This is a genomic window from Sphingobium anseongense (assembly GCF_037725245.1).
Classification (GTDB): Bacteria; Pseudomonadota; Alphaproteobacteria; order Sphingomonadales; family Sphingomonadaceae; genus Sphingobium.
The window spans coordinates 80,183-97,124 of the sequence record NZ_JBBJUL010000005.1; the positions used below are offsets into that span (position 1 = coordinate 80,183).

At 65.9% G+C, this 16,942-nt stretch carries 17 protein-coding genes; 11 read left to right on the forward strand and 6 right to left on the reverse strand.

What is annotated here, in order from left to right; all coding sequences use genetic code 11:
• The 4 genes from fabI (at position 1) to WG908_RS08490 (ending at position 4,827) form a co-directional block, all read left to right on the forward strand.
• Positions 1 to 807, forward strand: coding sequence for an enoyl-ACP reductase FabI (fabI, locus tag WG908_RS08475; RefSeq protein ID WP_340186143.1), 807 nt, complete (start codon positions 1 to 3; stop codon positions 805 to 807).
• Complete coding sequence (gene aroC, locus WG908_RS08480) at positions 804 to 1,883, forward strand: chorismate synthase (RefSeq protein WP_340186144.1); 1,080 nt, start codon at positions 804 to 806, stop codon at positions 1,881 to 1,883. Before fabI ends, aroC begins: the two co-directional genes overlap by 4 nt.
• A 287-nt stretch (positions 1,884 to 2,170) precedes the next feature.
• Entirely contained in the window at positions 2,171 to 3,952 is a 1,782-nt protein-coding gene (locus WG908_RS08485) for an SLC13 family permease (protein WP_340186145.1), read from the forward strand.
• 77 nt (positions 3,953 to 4,029) lie between these two features.
• Entirely contained in the window at positions 4,030 to 4,827 is a 798-nt protein-coding gene (locus WG908_RS08490) for a PhzF family protein (protein ID WP_340186146.1), read from the forward strand.
• A 95-nt stretch (positions 4,828 to 4,922) separates the two neighbouring features.
• Here WG908_RS08490 and WG908_RS08495 read toward each other — a convergent pair whose 3' ends face one another.
• The gene (locus tag WG908_RS08495; protein ID WP_340186147.1) at positions 4,923 to 6,038 is read right to left on the reverse strand and encodes a serine hydrolase domain-containing protein; all 1,116 of its coding nucleotides are present in this window, start codon (positions 6,036 to 6,038) and stop codon (positions 4,923 to 4,925) included.
• Here WG908_RS08495 and WG908_RS08500 point away from each other — a divergent pair.
• The 3 genes from WG908_RS08500 (at position 6,037) to WG908_RS08510 (ending at position 8,400) form a co-directional block, all read left to right on the forward strand.
• On the forward strand, positions 6,037 to 6,399 hold the full coding sequence (locus tag WG908_RS08500; protein WP_445326693.1) for a hypothetical protein: 363 nt from the start codon (positions 6,037 to 6,039) through the stop codon (positions 6,397 to 6,399). The two genes, WG908_RS08495 and WG908_RS08500, sit on opposite strands and share 2 nt — an antisense overlap.
• Positions 6,400 to 6,487: 88 nt before the next feature.
• Positions 6,488 to 7,837: a cystathionine gamma-synthase family protein gene (locus tag WG908_RS08505; protein ID WP_340186371.1), complete on the forward strand. Its 1,350-nt coding sequence runs from the start codon at positions 6,488 to 6,490 to the stop codon at positions 7,835 to 7,837.
• A 92-nt stretch (positions 7,838 to 7,929) separates the two neighbouring features.
• Entirely contained in the window at positions 7,930 to 8,400 is a 471-nt protein-coding gene (locus tag WG908_RS08510; RefSeq protein WP_340186372.1) for a hypothetical protein, read from the forward strand.
• A gap of 12 nt (positions 8,401 to 8,412) precedes the next feature.
• Here the strand turns inward: WG908_RS08510 and WG908_RS08515 are convergent, their stop codons facing one another.
• Positions 8,413 to 9,102: an HAD family hydrolase gene (locus WG908_RS08515; protein WP_340186148.1), complete on the reverse strand. Its 690-nt coding sequence runs from the start codon at positions 9,100 to 9,102 to the stop codon at positions 8,413 to 8,415.
• A gap of 98 nt (positions 9,103 to 9,200) precedes the next feature.
• Between WG908_RS08515 and WG908_RS08520 the strand changes: the two genes are divergently transcribed.
• From WG908_RS08520 to WG908_RS08535, 4 genes are read left to right on the forward strand one after another with little or no spacing between them, the layout of a single operon-like run.
• On the forward strand, positions 9,201 to 10,310 hold the full coding sequence (locus tag WG908_RS08520; protein ID WP_340186149.1) for an ABC transporter permease: 1,110 nt from the start codon (positions 9,201 to 9,203) through the stop codon (positions 10,308 to 10,310).
• On the forward strand, positions 10,310 to 11,197 hold the full coding sequence (locus WG908_RS08525; RefSeq protein WP_340186150.1) for an ABC transporter ATP-binding protein: 888 nt from the start codon (positions 10,310 to 10,312) through the stop codon (positions 11,195 to 11,197). The genes WG908_RS08520 and WG908_RS08525 overlap by 1 nt, the downstream gene beginning before the upstream one ends.
• A gap of 3 nt (positions 11,198 to 11,200) precedes the next feature.
• Complete coding sequence (locus tag WG908_RS08530) at positions 11,201 to 12,163, forward strand: MlaD family protein (RefSeq protein ID WP_340186151.1); 963 nt, start codon at positions 11,201 to 11,203, stop codon at positions 12,161 to 12,163.
• Positions 12,164 to 12,176: 13 nt separating this feature from the next.
• Entirely contained in the window at positions 12,177 to 12,782 is a 606-nt protein-coding gene (locus WG908_RS08535) for an ABC-type transport auxiliary lipoprotein family protein (RefSeq protein ID WP_340186152.1), read from the forward strand.
• A gap of 19 nt (positions 12,783 to 12,801) precedes the next feature.
• On the opposite strand, the gene WG908_RS08540 is transcribed toward WG908_RS08535, so the two are convergent.
• From WG908_RS08540 to WG908_RS08555, 4 genes are all read right to left on the reverse strand, one after another.
• Positions 12,802 to 13,539, reverse strand: a complete 738-nt coding sequence (locus tag WG908_RS08540) for a proteasome-type protease (RefSeq protein ID WP_340186153.1) — start codon at positions 13,537 to 13,539, stop codon at positions 12,802 to 12,804.
• 35 nt (positions 13,540 to 13,574) lie between these two features.
• On the reverse strand, positions 13,575 to 14,444 hold the full coding sequence (locus tag WG908_RS08545; protein ID WP_340186154.1) for a transglutaminase family protein: 870 nt from the start codon (positions 14,442 to 14,444) through the stop codon (positions 13,575 to 13,577).
• 8 nt (positions 14,445 to 14,452) lie between these two features.
• The gene (locus WG908_RS08550; protein ID WP_340186155.1) at positions 14,453 to 15,385 is read right to left on the reverse strand and encodes an alpha-E domain-containing protein; all 933 of its coding nucleotides are present in this window, start codon (positions 15,383 to 15,385) and stop codon (positions 14,453 to 14,455) included.
• Positions 15,386 to 15,506: 121 nt separating this feature from the next.
• The gene (locus WG908_RS08555) at positions 15,507 to 16,916 is read right to left on the reverse strand and encodes a circularly permuted type 2 ATP-grasp protein (protein WP_340186156.1); all 1,410 of its coding nucleotides are present in this window, start codon (positions 16,914 to 16,916) and stop codon (positions 15,507 to 15,509) included.
• Positions 16,917 to 16,942 lie beyond the last annotated feature (26 nt).

Sequence of the window (16,942 nt, forward strand, 5' to 3'; positions counted from 1 at the left end):
ATGAGCGGCTTGATGGCGGGGAAACGGGGCCTGATCATGGGCCTCGCCAACGACAAGTCGCTGGCCTGGGGCATTTCAAAGGCGCTGCATGCGCAGGGCGCGGAACTGGCCTTTTCCTATCAGGGCGATGCGCTGGCCAAGCGTGTCCGCCCGCTTGCCGCCGAGGTCGGTTCCGATTTCCTGATCGAATGCGACGTCGCCGACATGGACAAGCTGGACGCGGCCTTCGGCGAGATCGAGGCGAAGTGGGGCGGGCTGGATTTCGTCGTCCATGCGATCGGCTTTTCGGACAAGAACGAGCTGCGCGGCCTGTATGTCGATACGAGCCTGGAAAATTTCCTGCTGACGATGAACATTTCCGCCTACAGCTTCGTCGCGGTGACGCGGCGCGCGCGGGCGCTGATGCCCAATGGCGGCAGCATCCTGACCTTGAGCTATTATGGCGCGGAAAAGGTCATTCCCCATTATAACGTCATGGGCGTCGCCAAGGCGGCGCTGGAAACATCGGTCAAATATCTGGCGATGGACCTTGGCCGCGAAAATATCCGGGTGAACGCCATCTCCGCCGGGCCGATCAAGACGCTGGCGGCAAGCGGGATCGGCGATTTCCGCTATATCCTCAAATGGAACGAGCTGAATTCGCCGCTGCGCCGCAATGTCACGATCGAGGATGTGGGCGGCGCGGGCCTCTATCTGCTGTCCGATCTGGCCAGCGGCGTGACCGGCGAAATCCACCATGTCGACGCCGGCTATAACGTCATCGGCATGAAGGCCGAGGACGCGCCCGACATCGCGCTCGATAAATGAGCTTCAACACGTTCGGCCGCGTCTTCCGCTTCACCACCTGGGGCGAGAGCCATGGTCCCGCGATCGGCGCGGTGGTGGACGGGTGCCCGCCGGGGCTGGCGCTGAGCGAAGCGGATATCCAGCCCTTCCTCGACCTGCGCCGTCCGGGCACGTCCAAATTCACCACCCAGCGGCGCGAGGCGGATGAGGTGCGCATCCTGTCGGGCGTGTTCGAAGGGCGCACCACCGGCACGCCCATCAGCCTGATGATCGACAATACCGACCAGCGATCGAAGGATTATTCGGAAGTCGCCAAGGCCTATCGCCCCGGCCATGCCGACTATGCCTATGACGCCAAATACGGGTTTCGCGACTATCGCGGCGGCGGGCGATCATCGGCGCGCGAAACGGCGAGCCGGGTCGCGGCGGGCGCGGTCGCGCGCGCGGTGATCCCCGAAGTCGATATCTTCGCCTGGGTCAGCGCGATCGGCGGCGACGCCATCGACCCGGCCAATTTCGATCCGCAGGAAATCGGCCGCAATCCGTTTTTCTGCCCCGACGCGCAGGCCGCCAGGCGCTGGGAGGCGCTCGTCGATGCCGCGCGGCTCGACGGGTCGTCGCTGGGCGCGGTGGTGGAATGTATCGCCAGCGGGGTGCCCGCCGGCTGGGGCGCGCCGCTCTATGCCAAGCTCGACAGCGAACTGGCCGCCGCCTGCATGAGCATCAACGCGGTCAAGGGCGTCGAGATCGGCGATGGGTTCGCCGCCGCCGCACTGCGCGGCGAACAGAATGCCGATCCGATGCGGCCGGGCGAGGACGGGCCGACCTTTCTGGCCAACCATGCCGGCGGCATCGCCGGCGGCATTTCCACCGGCCAGCCGGTCCGCGTGCGGGTGGCGTTCAAGCCGACCAGTTCGATCCTGATCCCGGTGGAAACGGTGACGCGCGAAGGCGAAACGTCCGACATCGTGACCAGGGGCCGCCACGATCCCTGCGTGGGAATTCGCGGCGTGCCGGTGGTCGAGGCGATGGTCGCGCTGGTGCTGGCCGACCAGAAGCTGCTGCACCGGGCGCAGTGCGGCCAGACGGACGGCTGAGCGCCAGAACGCGCCCGATTCAGGCCGGAATGCCATATGGGGGCTAGGCGGCGGCGGCCTGCGAGCGTACATTCAGGCCATGCCCTTGTCACGAGGGCTAGCGGCAGCGCGAAAGCCTGGGGAGCGTCCCCGTCCCATGGGCGGAACTGACGGTCAAAATGTCCCCGAACGCCGCGACACGGGCCAGTCACCTGCCGTGACTGGCCCTTTTCATTGCATCGGGGGAGGATACACCCACCGCCGCTTTCGTTATATCCGCCTTAGCGACGCGATCGGGGGAATGTTGAATGCAGGCCATGGCCGCGTTGCTGGGCGCCTATCGCGCCGAAATCGGGCTGATCATCCTTGCCTGCATGTTTGTCGAATTCGTCCGCGAACGCTATCCCGCAACGGTGGTCGCGGTGCTGGGCGCATGCGTATATGCCGCGCTCGGCCTGATCGGCGAGGATTCGCTCTTTGCGGTGTTCGCCAATTCGGCGCCGCTCACCATCGGCGCGATGTTCGTGCTGACCGGCGCGCTGATCCGCACCGGCACCATCAACCGGGTGGCCGACATCATCATGGCGCGCGCGGAACGGCGGCCGCGCCTCGCCATTGTCGAAGTCATGCTGGGCGGCCTGGTGGCATCCGCCTTCCTCAACAACACACCGGTCGTCGTCGTGATGATCCCGATCATCTTCAAGCTGGCGCAGGTGACCGGCGTGCCGGTCAAGAAGCTGATGATGCCGGTCAGCATCGTCGCCGTGCTGGGCGGGTGCATCACCCTGATCGGCACATCGACCAACCTGATCGTCGCGGGAATCGCCGCCAAGCAGGGGATGGCCCCATTCGGCATATTCGACATCACGCCCTACGGCCTGGCGGGCGCCGCAGCGGGCCTTGCGACGCTGGTCGCGCTGTCATTCCTGCTGCCGTCCGATCCGCCCGCGATCAGCGCGCAGGATGGCGGCAATGCCCAGGACTATCTGACCGAACTGGTCGTCCGGCAGGACAGCGACCTGATTGGCCGGACAATCGCGTCGCTCGGCGTTTTCGGACGATCGGTGGTGTTGCTGGGCCTCAAGCGGGTCGGTCAGATCGAACGCAGCAAGCTGGATGAGGAGGAATTGCGCGCGGGCGACCGGCTGGTCGTGCGCGCCGACGGCACCGCGATCATGACCTTGCGCGAATCCGCGCAGTTCGAAATGGGCATCGCCGCCGATGCCGCCGCCCCCGCCGCCGCAGGCACGGTGATCGAGGCGATGGTCGCGCCCAGCCACCCGTCGATCGGCGACCGGCTGGCGGACATGCCCTTTCTGCATGCGCTGAGGGTGCGGATCATCGGTATCAGCCGGTCCCGCCACCTGCCCGGTCCCGACCTGTCGGAGGCACGGGTGCGCAGCGCGGACCGGTTGCTGATCGCCGGCAGCGACGATGCCATGCGGGCGCTGCGCGACAACCTCAACCTGATGGGCGTCGACATCAGCCGCACCCGCGCCTTTCGCCGCAACAAGGCATGGGTCGCGATCCTGGCGATGGCCGCCGTCGTGCTGCTGTCGGCGCTCGACATCGTCAGCATCGGCCTTGCCGCGATCATTGCCGTGGGCGTGATCCTGGCCGCGCGCTGCATAGATGGCGAAGAGGCGTGGGGGGCGATCGACGGCAATGTACTGATCCTGATCTTTGCGATGCTGGCGGTGGGAGTCGCGCTGGAAGAAGCGGGCAGCGTGGCGATGATGGTGGGATGGGTCACGCCGCTGCTGAAAGTCGCCCCGCCCTGGAGCCTGGTGTTCATCATCTATTTCTTTGCGCTGATCCTGTCGGAACTGCTAAGCAACAACGCCGTCGCGGCATTGCTGACGCCCATCACCATTGCGTTGGCGCAGCAGCTGGGAACCGATCCGCGACCGTTGATCATCGCGCTGATGATCGGCGCGTCGGCCTGTTTCGCCACCCCCATCGGCTATCAGACCAACGCCCTGGTCTATGCCGCGGGCGATTATCGCTTCGCCGATTTCGTGCGGATCGGCGTGCCGCTCAACATCATCGTCGGCCTGACCGTCTGCGGTTCGCTGGTGCTGATGGGATAAGTCCAGTGCCGTCGCGGCGGCCCTGCCCCGACCCGCGCGCCATCGTCATAAGGCCCCGGCAAGACGAGGAACCGCCCATGACCAGCCTGCCCTTCTTTCAGGTCGATGCGTTCGCCAACGCGCCCTTCACCGGCAATCCCGCCGCCGTCATGCCGCTCGACGACTGGCTGGACGACGCAACGCTTCTGGCCATCGCGGCCGAAAACAACCTGTCGGAAACCGCCTTCACCGTGCCGACGCCCGACGACCCGGAGGCCGGCTACGCGCTCCGCTGGTTCACGCCGACGGTGGAGGTCAAGCTGTGCGGCCATGCGACGCTGGCGAGCGGGCATGTGCTGATGACGGACGCCAGCATCGGCTCGGACATCCGCTTTCGCACGCGTCATGCCGGCGTGCTGACCGTTTCGCGCGGCGCGCAGGACTATGCACTGTCGCTTCCGGCCTGGGACATGCAACCGCGCGACCTGTCGCCCTGGGCGGCCGCGCTGGGTGGCGACGTGCTGGAGACGCGCTGGCGCGACGGCGGCTATGCGCTGTTTCGCTATGACGACGAGGCGGCGGTGCGGGCGCTGGCGCCGGACATGCAGGCGTTGAGAGACGCGGGCGACATCATGTTCATCGCCACCGCGCCCGGCGACGACAGCGACATCGTCAGCCGGGTGTTCGTGCCCGGCGCCGGGGTGGACGAGGACCCGGTGACCGGATCGGCCCATGCCATGCTGACCCCCTATTGGGCCGCGCGGCTCGACAAGGCGCGGATCAGCGCGGTCCAGGCGTCTGCGCGCGGGGGCCGGCTGGATTGCCTGCTGCACGACGACCGGGCGATATTGGGCGGCGCGTGCCGCACGGTGATCGAGGGGCGGTTTTCGCTTTAGGATGGTGCGGCGTCCGTGGAGCGCATGTGACGGCCGCCCTGAGCGAATATCCGTCGGTCCCGATGAGTCGCACGGCGCTGCAACGCCGAAAACGATCAGCCCGGAAACAGCGCCACGAGATTGGCCAGTCCCGCCTTCAGCGCATCGCGCTGTTCCTTGTGCGGCGACATGCCCAGCCGCACCACGGTCAGCTTCTGGCGCGGCGAGACGAGGATATATTGCCCGCCATGGCCGACGCAGCCGAACAGGCTGTCGGGCGCCTGCCCCGGTATCAGCGCGCTGTCGCTGCTCGCGCGGTTGAGCCACAGGTGCAGCCCGTATGCGGCGTTGCGCCTGGACGGGGTGGTCATCAGGTCGATCCAGCGTTCGGCCACCACCTGCTGCCCGCCGATGCGTCCGCGAAGGCGCAGCATTTCACCGAAACGGGCATAGTCGCGCGCGGTCATGTGCAGGAAGCTGCCGCCGATGAAGGTGCCGGCGCGATCATATTCGGCGGTCAGGCTGGCAAGCTTTGCCGGGCGTATCAGCCGCCCTTCCACGAAGGTCGCCATCGCCCGCTGGCGTACCGCCGGATCGTCGCTGGCGGTCAGCTGGCGAGTCATCAGGTCGGCCAGGATCAGGCTGGTGCCGCTGCTGTAGGAAAAGGCCGCGCCGGGCGGATCGGCCAGCGGCTTGGACCGGGCGAAGGCGGCCATGTCGCGGGCGCCATCGGTAAACAACATGCGGATCGTGTCGGCGGTGGCGAGCGGTTCGGTATCTTCGACATGGGCAAGGCCCGACGACATGGTGAGCAACTGGCGCAGCGTGATGCGGCCGCGCGGGTCGCCCGGCTGGCTCCATGCCGGCAGCGGCACCGGCGCGTCGAGCGCCAGCCGGCCGTCCGCCACCATCAACCCGACGAGCACGGCGGTCACGCTCTTGGCGATCGACCAGGACGGCAGCATCGTTTCCGGCCCATAGCCGGGGGCATAGCGTTCAACGACGATCTTGCCGCGATGCATGACCAGCAGCGCGCGGGTTTCGCCCATGTCGGCATTGGCAACGATAGCGTCGACCGCGTCGTTGAGCGCCGATTCGTGGGATATGGCCGGCGCGATCGGATAGGATGGCGCGGTATCGGACAGCGCGGCGCCGGAAAGCCCCCATGCCGCAAGGGAAAGCAGCGCAAGGCTTGCGCAGATGATCGTTATGCTCTTGAAGTTGCTTGGCATGGAACATCCGCCCTTAGCACGCCCAGACCGAAAAGGGAGCCTTTCGCGCCGCAGCGGCTGGCTGCTGGCCGCCGCGCTCATCCTGATCGGCGGGGTGATGCTGCTCGCGTGGAACTGGGGGACGCTGCGCGCCAGGGCGCAGGTCGGCGTCGGCCACGGCGCGCGCGTCACCTGTTCATGCCGCTATGTCGAGCGCCGGTCGATGGACAGTTGCGCGCAGGACAAGGAGCCGGGCATGTGGGCCGTCCGCCTGACCGACGATCCGCAGGCGCGCGCGGTCGAAGCGCAGGTGCCGCTGATGGCCTCGGCCCGCGCGCGCTATCGGCCGGGCTGGGGCTGCCTGTTCGAACCGACCGGATAGGCAGGGGTGGCGGCGGGCGTCGCGGCACCCTACTCTCCCCTCATCAGGAGCCGCCGGCAACGGACGGCCATCCATGCAGGAGACGATCATGACCGGCGACACGCAAGCCGACCCCAACGGCGTACCGCAACCCGCGGCCCGGGAGGATAATCGCCGCCGTCGCAAGCCCGCGATCCTGGAGATTGACGGGCGCAGGCTCAAGCCCGCGACCCTGATGATGGGCCATGGCTATGACCCGGCCCTGTCCGAGGGATCATTGAAGCCGCCGATTTTCCTGACATCCACTTTCGCGTTCGAAAGCGCGGCGGCGGGCAAGCGGCATTTCGAAGGGATCACCGGCATCCGGCCCGGCGGATCGGACGGCCTGGTCTATTCGCGCTTCAACGGTCCCAATCAGGAGATCGCCGAAAGCCGCCTGGCGCTGTGGGACGAGGCGGAAGCCGCGCTCATTTTTTCCAGCGGCATGTCGGCGATCGCCACCACCCTGCTCGCGCTGGTGCAGCCGGGCGACGTGATCGTCCACAGCGCGCCGCTTTATGCCGCGACCGAAGCGCTGATCGGCCGCATCCTCGGCAAATTCGGGGTGCAGTGGCTCGATTTCCCCGCCGGTGCGAGCGAGGCGGAGATCGGCGCGGTGATCGAGCGGGCCAAGACGTTGGGCCGGGTCGCGCTCATCTTCCTGGAAAGCCCCGCCAACCCGACCAATGTGCTGGTCGATGTCGATGCGGTCGTTGCCCGTCGCGACTTCGTGTTCGCCGGCGAGGATCATGTTCCGCCGATCGCCATCGACAACACGTTCCTGGGACCATTGTGGCACCGGCCGATCGCCCATGGCGCGGACCTGGTCATCTATTCGCTGACCAAATATGCGGGCGGTCACAGCGACCTGGTCGCGGGCGGCGTGCTGGGCAGGCAGCAGTTGATCACCACCATCCGCATGATGCGCAACACCATCGGCACCATCCTCGATCCGCACAGCGCGTGGATGCTGCTGCGGTCGCTGGAAACGCTGGAGCTGCGGATGAGCCGGGCGGGCGAAAATGCCGCCAGGATCTGCGCCTGGCTGCGCGACCAGCCGCAGGTCGAAAGGATCGTCTATCTGGGCTTTCCCGCCGATGATCGCCAACGCGACATTTACGAGCGGCATTGCACCGGCGCGGGATCGACCTTCTCGCTCTACCTCAAGGGCGGCGAAGCCGAAAGCTTCGCCTTTCTCGACGCGCTCAAGATCGCCAAGCTGGCGGTCAGTCTGGGCGGCACCGAAACGCTGGCCAGCCATCCCGCCGCGATGACGCATCTGTCGGTGCCGGTCGAGCGGCGCAAGGCGCTGGGCATCGACGACAATATGGTGCGGATTTCCATCGGCTGCGAGGATGCCGACGACCTGATCGCCGACTTCGCGCAGGCGCTGCGCGCCATCGGATGCGCTGCCGCATGATCATCGTTCAGGCGCTTTTCGGCGATGGCGGATATATTTATCCGTTGGTAAGCATAGGGGCCTAGCATAGCCGATCACAGGAGAGCATGCGCTTGCGCCCCACCGAACCCCTTGCCCTGCACCACAGCTGGCCGCTGTTCGAGCGAGCGCGCCATTTTGCGCTGGGCCGGATCGATGACGGCGCGCCCCTGATGTCGGCAGGGGATGTCGATGCGTTTCAGCGGTGCCGCAGCACGCCGCTCCCCATCGGCCTGTGGGAATGCGCCCTTCCCGACAACCGCCTCGACTGGTCGGGCGAGGTCTACGATATTTTCGGCCTGCCGCGCCGCGCGGCGGTGACGCGCGACGAATGCGTGGCGCTGTATTGCGAGGAATCGCGCGCGGTGATGGAACGGCTGCGCGCCTATGCCATCAAGCACCGGCGCGGCTTTACCGTCGATGTCGAGATACGGCCCGCGACCGGGGATGCGGCGCGCTGGATGCGGCTGATCACCGCCCCCGTCTGCGAGGATGACAAGGTGGTGCGCCTTCGCGGCGTCAAGCAGTGGCTGCCGCCGGCCTGACGCCCGGCCTTTTCAGTCCCAGTCCACGCGCGCCCAGCCCCGCGCCGACGCCAGCTTCGCCAGCGGTTTGTGCGGGTTGGCGGCGATGGCGATGTCGGCATAATCGAGCATCGGCGCGTCCGACACATGGTCGGAATAGGCACGGATATGCGCCGCCTTGCGATCGATCGCCTGCGCCGCCATCCAGGCCTTGATCATCCGCAGCTTGCCGGTGTCATAGCAGTTTTCGCCGGCGATCCTGGCACGGACATAGCGAAGGTCCTGGGTCAGATGGTCCGTGGCGATCACCGCGTCAAAGCCCAGCCGCCGCGCGATCGGTTCGACATAGAGCCGGTAGGATGCGGTCGCGAGGATGAGGGTGCAGCCGTCCGCCCGGTCGCGCGCGATCTGCGCCACGGCGCCCGCGCGAAGGTTGCCGCCCATGACCTTGTCGGCATAGCTTTCGACATGCGGCATCAGCCTGGCGCGCTCGACATTGTGGCCGATCATGAGCGCCTGGTTGATTTCCTTGAGCCGCCGCCGGCTGATCAATTTGAGGACATAGGCCAGCATCATCAGCGGCACGAGCGGCAGCAGCAACAGCCGCAGCGGCGCGAGATGCATCGCCACATGCACCAGAAACCCCGTATAGGTGCCGGTGAAGGTCACGGTGCGATCCATATCGTAGATCGCCAGCCGGTGCGCTGCTTTTACCTGAACCATGACATTCCCGAAACTTTTAGCGTCGCTCACACGTTCTGATTGTCGGATGGGCCGTTTCGGCTTGCCGCGCAACCGATATTGGACCAGTAATCCCCCGCATGATGCAACCCGCCGATCTCAGTCAGGACACGCGCGACGGGGGCTCGGTCATCACGCTGAACGGCGATCTGCTGGTGTCCTGCCTTGGCGATCTCCCGGCCCGGCTCGACGCGATCGAAGGCCCGGTGTCGGCCATCGACCTGAGCGAGGTTGCGCATGTCGATACCATCGGCGCGTGGACCGTGCACCGCACCGCGCGGCGGCTGGGCAGCGACATCACCGGCGCGAGCGAGGATGCAGAGCGGCTGATAGCCGAACTGCGCAAGGTGGACGAGCCGGTTGCGATCCGCCCGGACAACGCGCCGCCGTTCAAGCGCGTATTGGGCGAAATCGGCGACGCCACCATTACCGCGGGCAAGACGCTGATCGGCCTGCTCGGCTTTTTCGGTGCGACGCTGATCGCCACCTGGACCATCATCCGCCGCCCCCGCCGCTTCCGTATCAACGCGGTCGTCCAGCGGTTCGAGGTGGTCGGCGTGTCCGCGCTCGGCATCATAGGCCTGATGAGCTTCCTGATCGGCATCGTCATCGCCCAGCAGGGGTCGGTGCAGTTGCGCCAGTTCGGCATGGAAATGCTGACGATCAACCTGGTGGGCCGGCTGACCTTCCGTGAACTGGGCGTGCTGATGACCGCGATCATGGTGGCCGGGCGATCCGGCTCGGCCTTTGCCGCGCAGCTTGGCACGATGAAACTGACCGAGGAAATCGACGCGATGCGCACCATCGGCGTGTCGCCGATGGAGGCGCTGGTGCTGCCCCGCACCATCGCCGTGGTGGTGATGATGCCGCTGCTGGGCTTTTATTCGTCGGTCATCGCCGTGATCGGCGGCGGCTTTCTGTGCGCGGTCGCACTCGATATTCCGCCCGTCACCTTCATTCAGCGGCTGCGCGAGGTGGTGCCGATCACCGACCTGTGGGTAGGCCTGATCAAGGCGCCGGTGTTCGGCCTCATCATCGCCATTTCCGGCTGTTTCCAGGGGATGCAGGTCAAGGCCAATGCCGAAGAGGTCGGCCTGCGCACGACGGCGGCGGTGGTGCAGGCGATCTTCCTGGTGATCGTGCTCGATGCCATGTTCGCCGTCCTCTTCACCTGGATCGGGTGGAATTGATGAGCGAGGAGGAAGAGGCCCGCGCCGAGGAACAGCGCATCAGCGAGGCCATGGAGCAGTCGGATATCGCCATTTCGGTGCGCGGCATCACCAACGCCTTTGGCGAACAGGTCGTGCACGAAGGGCTGGACCTCGACGTGCGCAAGGGCGAGATCATGGGCGTGGTCGGCGGATCGGGCACCGGCAAATCGGTGCTGATGCGATCCATCATCGGCCTACAAACGCCGCAGCAGGGCGAAATCCACGTCTTTGGCGAATCGATGGTCGACCGAAGCGAAGATGAAGCGGTCGCGATCCGCAAGCGCTGGGGCGTATTGTTCCAGGGCGGCGCGCTGTTTTCGACGCTGACCGTCGCGGAAAATGTCGAAGTTCCCTTGCGCGAATATTATCCCAATATCGGGCCTGAGCTGCGCGACGAGATTGCCGCCTACAAGATCCGCATGACCGGCCTGCCGGCCGAAGCCGGTCCCAAATATCCGTCCGAACTGTCGGGCGGCATGAAGAAGCGCGCGGGGCTGGCCCGTGCGCTCGCCATCGATCCCGACCTGCTGTTCCTCGATGAACCCACCGCCGGGCTCGACCCGATCGGCGCGGCCTCGTTCGATGCCCAGACCCGCCAGCTGCAAAAGACGCTGGGCCTTACCATCTTCCTGATCACCCATGATCTCGACACGCTCTATTCGATTTGCGACCGGGTGGCGGTGCTGGCGGACAGGAAGGTGATCGCGGTCGGCACGATCGATGAACTGCTGGCGACCGATCATCCGTGGATCCAGGAATATTTCAACGGCCCGCGCGGCCGCGCGGCCACGGCCGCAGCCGACAAGGCGAAGACCAAGACCAGCGACACCAGCCCGGCGCGCGGTCCGGCGGACGGAAGGCAGTAGGATATGGAAACCCGGTCCAACCATGTGCTCGTAGGGGCGGTCGTGCTGGCCCTGCTGGCCGCCGTGATGATTGCCGCCTTCTGGTTTTCGCGCCTGTCGGACGGGCAGGACCAGGAATATGACATTTTCTTCAAACAGTCGGTGAGCGGCCTCGCCAAGGGATCGAGCGTCAATTATGCCGGTGTGCCTTCGGGCCAGGTCAAGACGATCGAGCTGTGGAAACGCGACCCCGGCTTCGTCAAGGTGCGGATCGCGGTCAAGGACGGCACGCCGGTGTTGCTGGGTACCACCGCGACGATTGCGGGCGTGGGCTTTACCGGCGTCAGCGAAGTCGTGCTCGACGGCGCGGTCAAGGGCGCGCCGCCGATCGTCTGCCCGGCGCAAAACCCGCTGAACGCCTGCCCCGACGGCGTGCCGGTGATCCCGACCAAGCCGGGTGCGCTGGGCGAACTGCTCAACAACGCGCCGCAGCTGCTCGAACGCCTGTCCACCCTGACCGAGCGCCTGACCGAACTGCTCAACGACAAGAACCAGCAGAGCATCGCCGGCATCCTTGCCAATGTCGAGCGCATTTCGAAGTCGCTGGCCGACCGCAGCCCGGAAATTTCCGCGACGCTCGCCGAGGCGCGTATCGCAGTGCAGCGCACCGGCGTCGCCGCCGAGCAGATCGGCAAGCTGGCCGCGACCACCGATTCGCTGCTGACCGAGGAAGGCCGGCCGCTGATGGCCGACCTGCGCAAGAGCGTCCAGTCGGCGACGCGCAGCATCGACACGCTCGACAAGACCATCGCCGAAGCGCAGCCGGGCGTGCGGACCTTCAGCCGCCAGACCATGCCGGAGGTCAGCCAGCTGGTGCGCGACCTGCGCGAAATGACCCGCGCCTTCCGCGGCGTCGCCGAAAAGCTCGACCAGCAGGGCGCTGGCTCGCTGGTCGGATCGCCCAAATTGCCCGACTACAAGGATTGAGAGGAGCTTCATCATGGCCCACAGAATGAAAGCCGTCGCGCTGGCCGCGCCGCTCGCCATGCTGGTCGCCCTGCCCGGCTGCATCTCCCTTGGCGCCAAGCCGCCGGCGCAGCTGCTGTCGCTGAGCGCGGCGAAGACGGTCGCGCCCGGCACGATCCGGCGCAGCGGCCAGGGAGCCAGCATCACCGTCGCCGATCCGGAGGCGCCCAAGACGCTCGACACGGTCCGCGTGCCCGTGCGCATGACGCCGACGACGCTCGCTTATGTGAAGGGCGCGCATTGGGCGGACACGCCGCGCCACCTGTTCCGCACCCTGCTGGCCGAAACGATCGCCGCGAACGGCACCCGCATCGTGCTTGATCCCGGCCAATATTCGGCCGATCCCGGCCAGCGGTTGATGGGCGAACTGATCGATTTCGGCGTGGACGCGCAAAGCCGCATGGCGATCGTCACGTTCGATGCTGTCCTGACCGGGGAAGGCGGGGCGGTCCTCGCCAAACAGCGCTTTTCGGCCAGCTCGCCGGTGAGCGCAATCGACGCTGACAGCATTGGCGCGCCGCTCAACCAAGCGGCGAATATAGTCGCGGCCGATGTGGCGAAATGGGTGGCGGGCAGTTAGGCGCCGCGCTTTACCGCGCTCAATCCAGAACGTTGGGCAGGTCCTCGAACCCCTTGCGCAGCGCCGCCGACCAGCTTTGCGAAATCATCGCGAATTCCTCGTTATCCGCTTCGATGCGAGTGCGGACGCGGAAGTCGAAGGCGTCGCGCTCGATAACGGTGAGGTCGAGCGGCATGCCCACCGACAGGTTGGAGCGCAGCGTCGAATCCATGGATACCAGCACCGCCTTGGTCGCATCCTCCAGCGTGGTTTCCGGCTTGATGATGCGATCGAGAATCGGCTTGCCATATTTATGTTCGCCGATCTGGAAAAACGGCGTGTCCGCCGTTGCCTCGATGAAATTGCCGGCCGAATAGATCAGATAGAGACGCGGCTTGCCACCCTTGCGCTGGCCCGCGATCATGATCGAGGCGCGTGCGCCCGATCCGTCCATCTCGATGCTTTCGCGATAGCGCGACTGCATCGCCCGCATCGCTTCACCCACGATCAGCGCGGCGCGATGCATGGTGTCGCAATTGAGGATCGTTTCCACGTCCGGGTCGGAATGCGAATCCTTGATCGCCTTGCTCAGGGCCGACTTCACCCCCTGGGTGATCGACAGGTTGCCCGAACACATCAGCGTCATCGCCCGTTCGCCCGGCACGCAATAGGTGAAACTTTTGCGGAACCGCGCGATATTGTCCATGCCCGCATTGGTGCGGGTGTCGGACAGCATCACCAGTCCCTGGTTGACGCGCACCGCGACGCAATAGGTCATCGCCCGCCGACTCCCATGTTCACGATATTCACCCCCTATGCTGCCGCGGGTGGCGGGATGATCTGTTGCTGCTGGCGTTGCAACTGTCGTTCCTCGCCGCCTGCTTCCGCCTGCGCGATCCGAACGTCGGCGTCAATCGAGATGTTGCCGGCGAGCGTCACCGATCCCCGAACCGGCGCGGCCTGATCCGCATCGAGACCGCAGGCAAGGCGCAGATAACCATCGGTCACGCACACCCGGTTGGAGGGGTCGAACCCTACCCAGCCCAGTCCCGGCACCAGCGCTTCGGCCCAGCCATGGGTTTCGTGCAGCGCGTCGCCATCCTGCGCCAGCAGATAGCCCGATACATAGCGCGCGGGCACCGCGATCGAACGGGCGGCGGCGATGAACACCTGGGCATGATCCTGGCACACGCCCGCGCCGAGCGCGAACGCCTGCGCCGCGGTGGTATCCGCCCCGGTGGCGCCGGTGCGATACACGATCGCGTCGCTGACCGCGGTCGACAGGCTGTGCAGCCGGGCGAGCGGTCCATCATCCTCGCGGGTGGCCAGCGCCATGGCGCGGATGGCGGGCGACGGCGCGGTGAGCGGCGTGGCGCGCAGGAAATAGCGCGGGTCGACCCGCGTCACCGGCCAGCCCAGGACGCCGTGGGTGTCGCGCGTTTCGACCAGCCCTTCGGCAACGATCGTTGCGCCCTCCTGCCGGTCGTAGCGGATCCACAGCGCTTCCATGTCGCCATGGGCGTTGCGGGCAAAGCCGTTCACCGGCTCGCCATTGATGCTGACGGCCCAGTCGAGCACGGTCTGAGCCGCATTGTCGGCAGGCATCAGCTTCAGCCGCATCGCCACCCGGCCGGCGGCGCTTTCGTAGCGATAGACGGTCTGGTGGCGGACGAGCAGCTGCATCGGTCGCGTCAGCCGAAATGATAGGCCTGGGCGATCTCCGCGCCCAGCTGGTTGGTGCGTGCCAGCCCCGTCTGCACCGTTTCGTGCAGGCCGATGCGGAAAATGTCGCCAGAGTCGAGCTGTTCGAGGTCGGCGACCATAGATTCGACGGTGTCGTGGCACTGGCTGCGCGCGTCGTGCCAGCCCGCCAGCCGATTGAGCCGATAGGCGAGCTGGTCGTAGCAATAGGCGACGCTGCGCGGGAACAGGCGGTTGAGCATCAGGAAATCGGTGATCTGCCAGGGCGTGTAGGTGCCGCCATAGACATGATGATAGGCGCGGCTGCCCGACAGCGCATGCAGCACCGAAGTCCACTGATAATGATCGCGGTTGCCGCCGATCACTTCGGTTTCGGGCAGCAGCACATAATATTTCACGTCGAGCAGGCGCAGCGTCATCTGCGCCCGCTCCAACGCCGATCCCGCGCGCAGGAAATCATGCCCTTCATTGCGCAGCTGCCCCGAATCGGCGGCGCCCCGGAAGGTCATGACGCGGGTCTTGACCCAGTCGATCAGCGCGGGAAGCTGTTGCCGCGCTTCGGCCACGTCATAGCTGTCGAGCTTGCGCCAGCCGTCGTTCAGCGCCTCCCACATATCCTGCGTCAGCATCGTGCGCGCCGACTTGGCGTTCGACCGCGCCTTGATCAGGCAGGACCGGATCGACGAGGGATTGTCGATGTCGAGCATCAGATAGGACACGACATCGGTTTCCGAGACCTGTTTGCCTTCGGGGAATTTCGATTCCGCGCCGGTCGCGCGCACCACCGATCGCCATTCGTCGCGATGATGCGCGCCGGGCAGGATCGCCATCCGCTGACCCATGGTCAAAAGCCGCGCGGTCGATTCGGCACGCTCCATATAGCGCGCCATCCAGTAGAGATTTTCGGCGGTCCGGCTCAGCATGTCAGTGTCTCTGTTTCGGTCGTACCGCACGCAATCGCAGGCTCAAAGGCCTGGCTGCACCCGGCAGAAGGCTTCGACAGGCGCAGCCCGAACGGACGAGGGGTGGGCAAATGACCCATCATCAATCCTGCATGACCCAGGTGTCCTTGACCCCGCCGCCCTGGCTGGAGTTGACCACCAGCGATCCTTCGGTCAGCGCGACGCGGGTAAGGCCGCCGGGCACCAGCCGGATCTGCTTGCCGACCAGGCAATAGGGGCGGAAATCGGCATGGCGGCCGACGACGCTGGCCGGGCCGAGCGTGGGCACGGTGGACAGGTCGAGCGTCGGCTGGGCGATGAACTCGGACGGGTTGGCCCTGATCCTGTCGGCATAGGCGGCGATTTCGTCCTTGGTCGATTTCGGCCCGATCAACATGCCGTAGCCGCCCGACCCATGCACTTCCTTGGCCACCAGCTGGTCCAGATGCTCCAGCACATAGGCGCATTCGTCGGGCTTGCCGCACTGCCATGTCTGGATATTGTCGAGGATCGGCTGTTCGCCGAGATAGAAGCGGATCATTTCGGGCACGTAGATATAGACGGCCTTGTCGTCGGCGATCCCCGCGCCCGGCGCCGACGCGAGCGTCACGCCGCCATTGCGATAGACGCTGAAGATGCCGGGCACGCCCAGCAGGCTGTCGGGCCTGAACACCAGCGGGTCGAGATATTCGTCGTCGATGCGGCGATAGATGACGTCGACCGCCTTTGGCCCGAGCGTGGTCTTCATCCACACCCGGTCCTCGTCCACGAACAGGTCCGCCGGTTCGACCAGTTCGACACCCATCAGGTCGGCGAGGAAGCTGTGTTCATAATAGGCGCTGTTGAGCGAGCCGGGGGTCAGCACGACGACCACCGGATCGCCCTTGCACGCGGGGGGCGCGACTTCCTTGAGGCTTTTGAGCAGCTCAGCCGGATAATCGTCCACCGGCGCGACCACGCCTTGCGCGAACAGTTCGGGGAACATCCGCGTCATGATGTCGCGATTTTCGAGCATGTAGGACACACCCGACGGCGTGCGGCAATTATCCTCCAGCACTTCGAAGCTGCCGGGGCCGGTGCGCACGATGTCGATGCCGACGATGTGGCTGTAAACCTTTCCCGGCGGCGTGAAGTCCGCCATTTCGGCCAGATAGGCGCTGTTCTGATAGATGATGTCGGCGGGCATGATGCCGGCCTTCACGATTTCGCCGCGATGATAGACGTCGTGCAGGAAGGCGTTGAGCGCGCGCGCGCGCTGGCGGATGCCCCGGTCCAGCACGCGCCATTCCTGCGCGGTGAAGATGCGGGGCAACAGGTCGAAGGGGATCAGCCGTTCCGGGTCCCCGCCTTCGCCATAGACCGCGAAAGTGATGCCGATCCGGCGGAAGATCGCCTCCGCCTCGTCCAGCCTGCGGTTTAGGCCGGCGATGCCGGTCCGGTCTACCCAATCCTGCACCTCGGCATAGCAGGCGCGAATCGAACCGTCGGACTCGAACATTTCATGGAAGGGCAAAGTGTCGTTCCTCCCCGTCGGCCAGG

Excerpts from the sequence above, each read along its gene's own strand:
- fabI (WP_340186143.1), top strand. The coding sequence starts at position 1 with ATGAGCGGCTTGATGGCGGGGAAACGGGGCCTGATCATGGGCCTCGCC.
- aroC (WP_340186144.1), top strand. The coding sequence starts at position 804 with ATGAGCTTCAACACGTTCGGCCGCGTCTTCCGCTTCACCACCTGGGGC.
- WG908_RS08485 (WP_340186145.1), top strand. The coding sequence starts at position 2,171 with ATGCAGGCCATGGCCGCGTTGCTGGGCGCCTATCGCGCCGAAATCGGG.
- WG908_RS08490 (WP_340186146.1), top strand. The coding sequence starts at position 4,030 with ATGACCAGCCTGCCCTTCTTTCAGGTCGATGCGTTCGCCAACGCGCCC.
- WG908_RS08500 (WP_445326693.1), top strand. The coding sequence starts at position 6,037 with ATGGAACATCCGCCCTTAGCACGCCCAGACCGAAAAGGGAGCCTTTCG.
- WG908_RS08495 (WP_340186147.1), bottom strand. The coding sequence starts at position 6,038 with ATGCCAAGCAACTTCAAGAGCATAACGATCATCTGCGCAAGCCTTGCG.
- WG908_RS08505 (WP_340186371.1), top strand. The coding sequence starts at position 6,488 with ATGACCGGCGACACGCAAGCCGACCCCAACGGCGTACCGCAACCCGCG.
- WG908_RS08515 (WP_340186148.1), bottom strand. The coding sequence starts at position 9,102 with ATGGTTCAGGTAAAAGCAGCGCACCGGCTGGCGATCTACGATATGGAT.
- WG908_RS08520 (WP_340186149.1), top strand. The coding sequence starts at position 9,201 with ATGATGCAACCCGCCGATCTCAGTCAGGACACGCGCGACGGGGGCTCG.
- WG908_RS08525 (WP_340186150.1), top strand. The coding sequence starts at position 10,310 with ATGAGCGAGGAGGAAGAGGCCCGCGCCGAGGAACAGCGCATCAGCGAG.
- WG908_RS08530 (WP_340186151.1), top strand. The coding sequence starts at position 11,201 with ATGGAAACCCGGTCCAACCATGTGCTCGTAGGGGCGGTCGTGCTGGCC.
- WG908_RS08535 (WP_340186152.1), top strand. The coding sequence starts at position 12,177 with ATGGCCCACAGAATGAAAGCCGTCGCGCTGGCCGCGCCGCTCGCCATG.
- WG908_RS08540 (WP_340186153.1), bottom strand. The coding sequence starts at position 13,539 with ATGACCTATTGCGTCGCGGTGCGCGTCAACCAGGGACTGGTGATGCTG.
- WG908_RS08545 (WP_340186154.1), bottom strand. The coding sequence starts at position 14,444 with ATGCAGCTGCTCGTCCGCCACCAGACCGTCTATCGCTACGAAAGCGCC.
- WG908_RS08550 (WP_340186155.1), bottom strand. The coding sequence starts at position 15,385 with ATGCTGAGCCGGACCGCCGAAAATCTCTACTGGATGGCGCGCTATATG.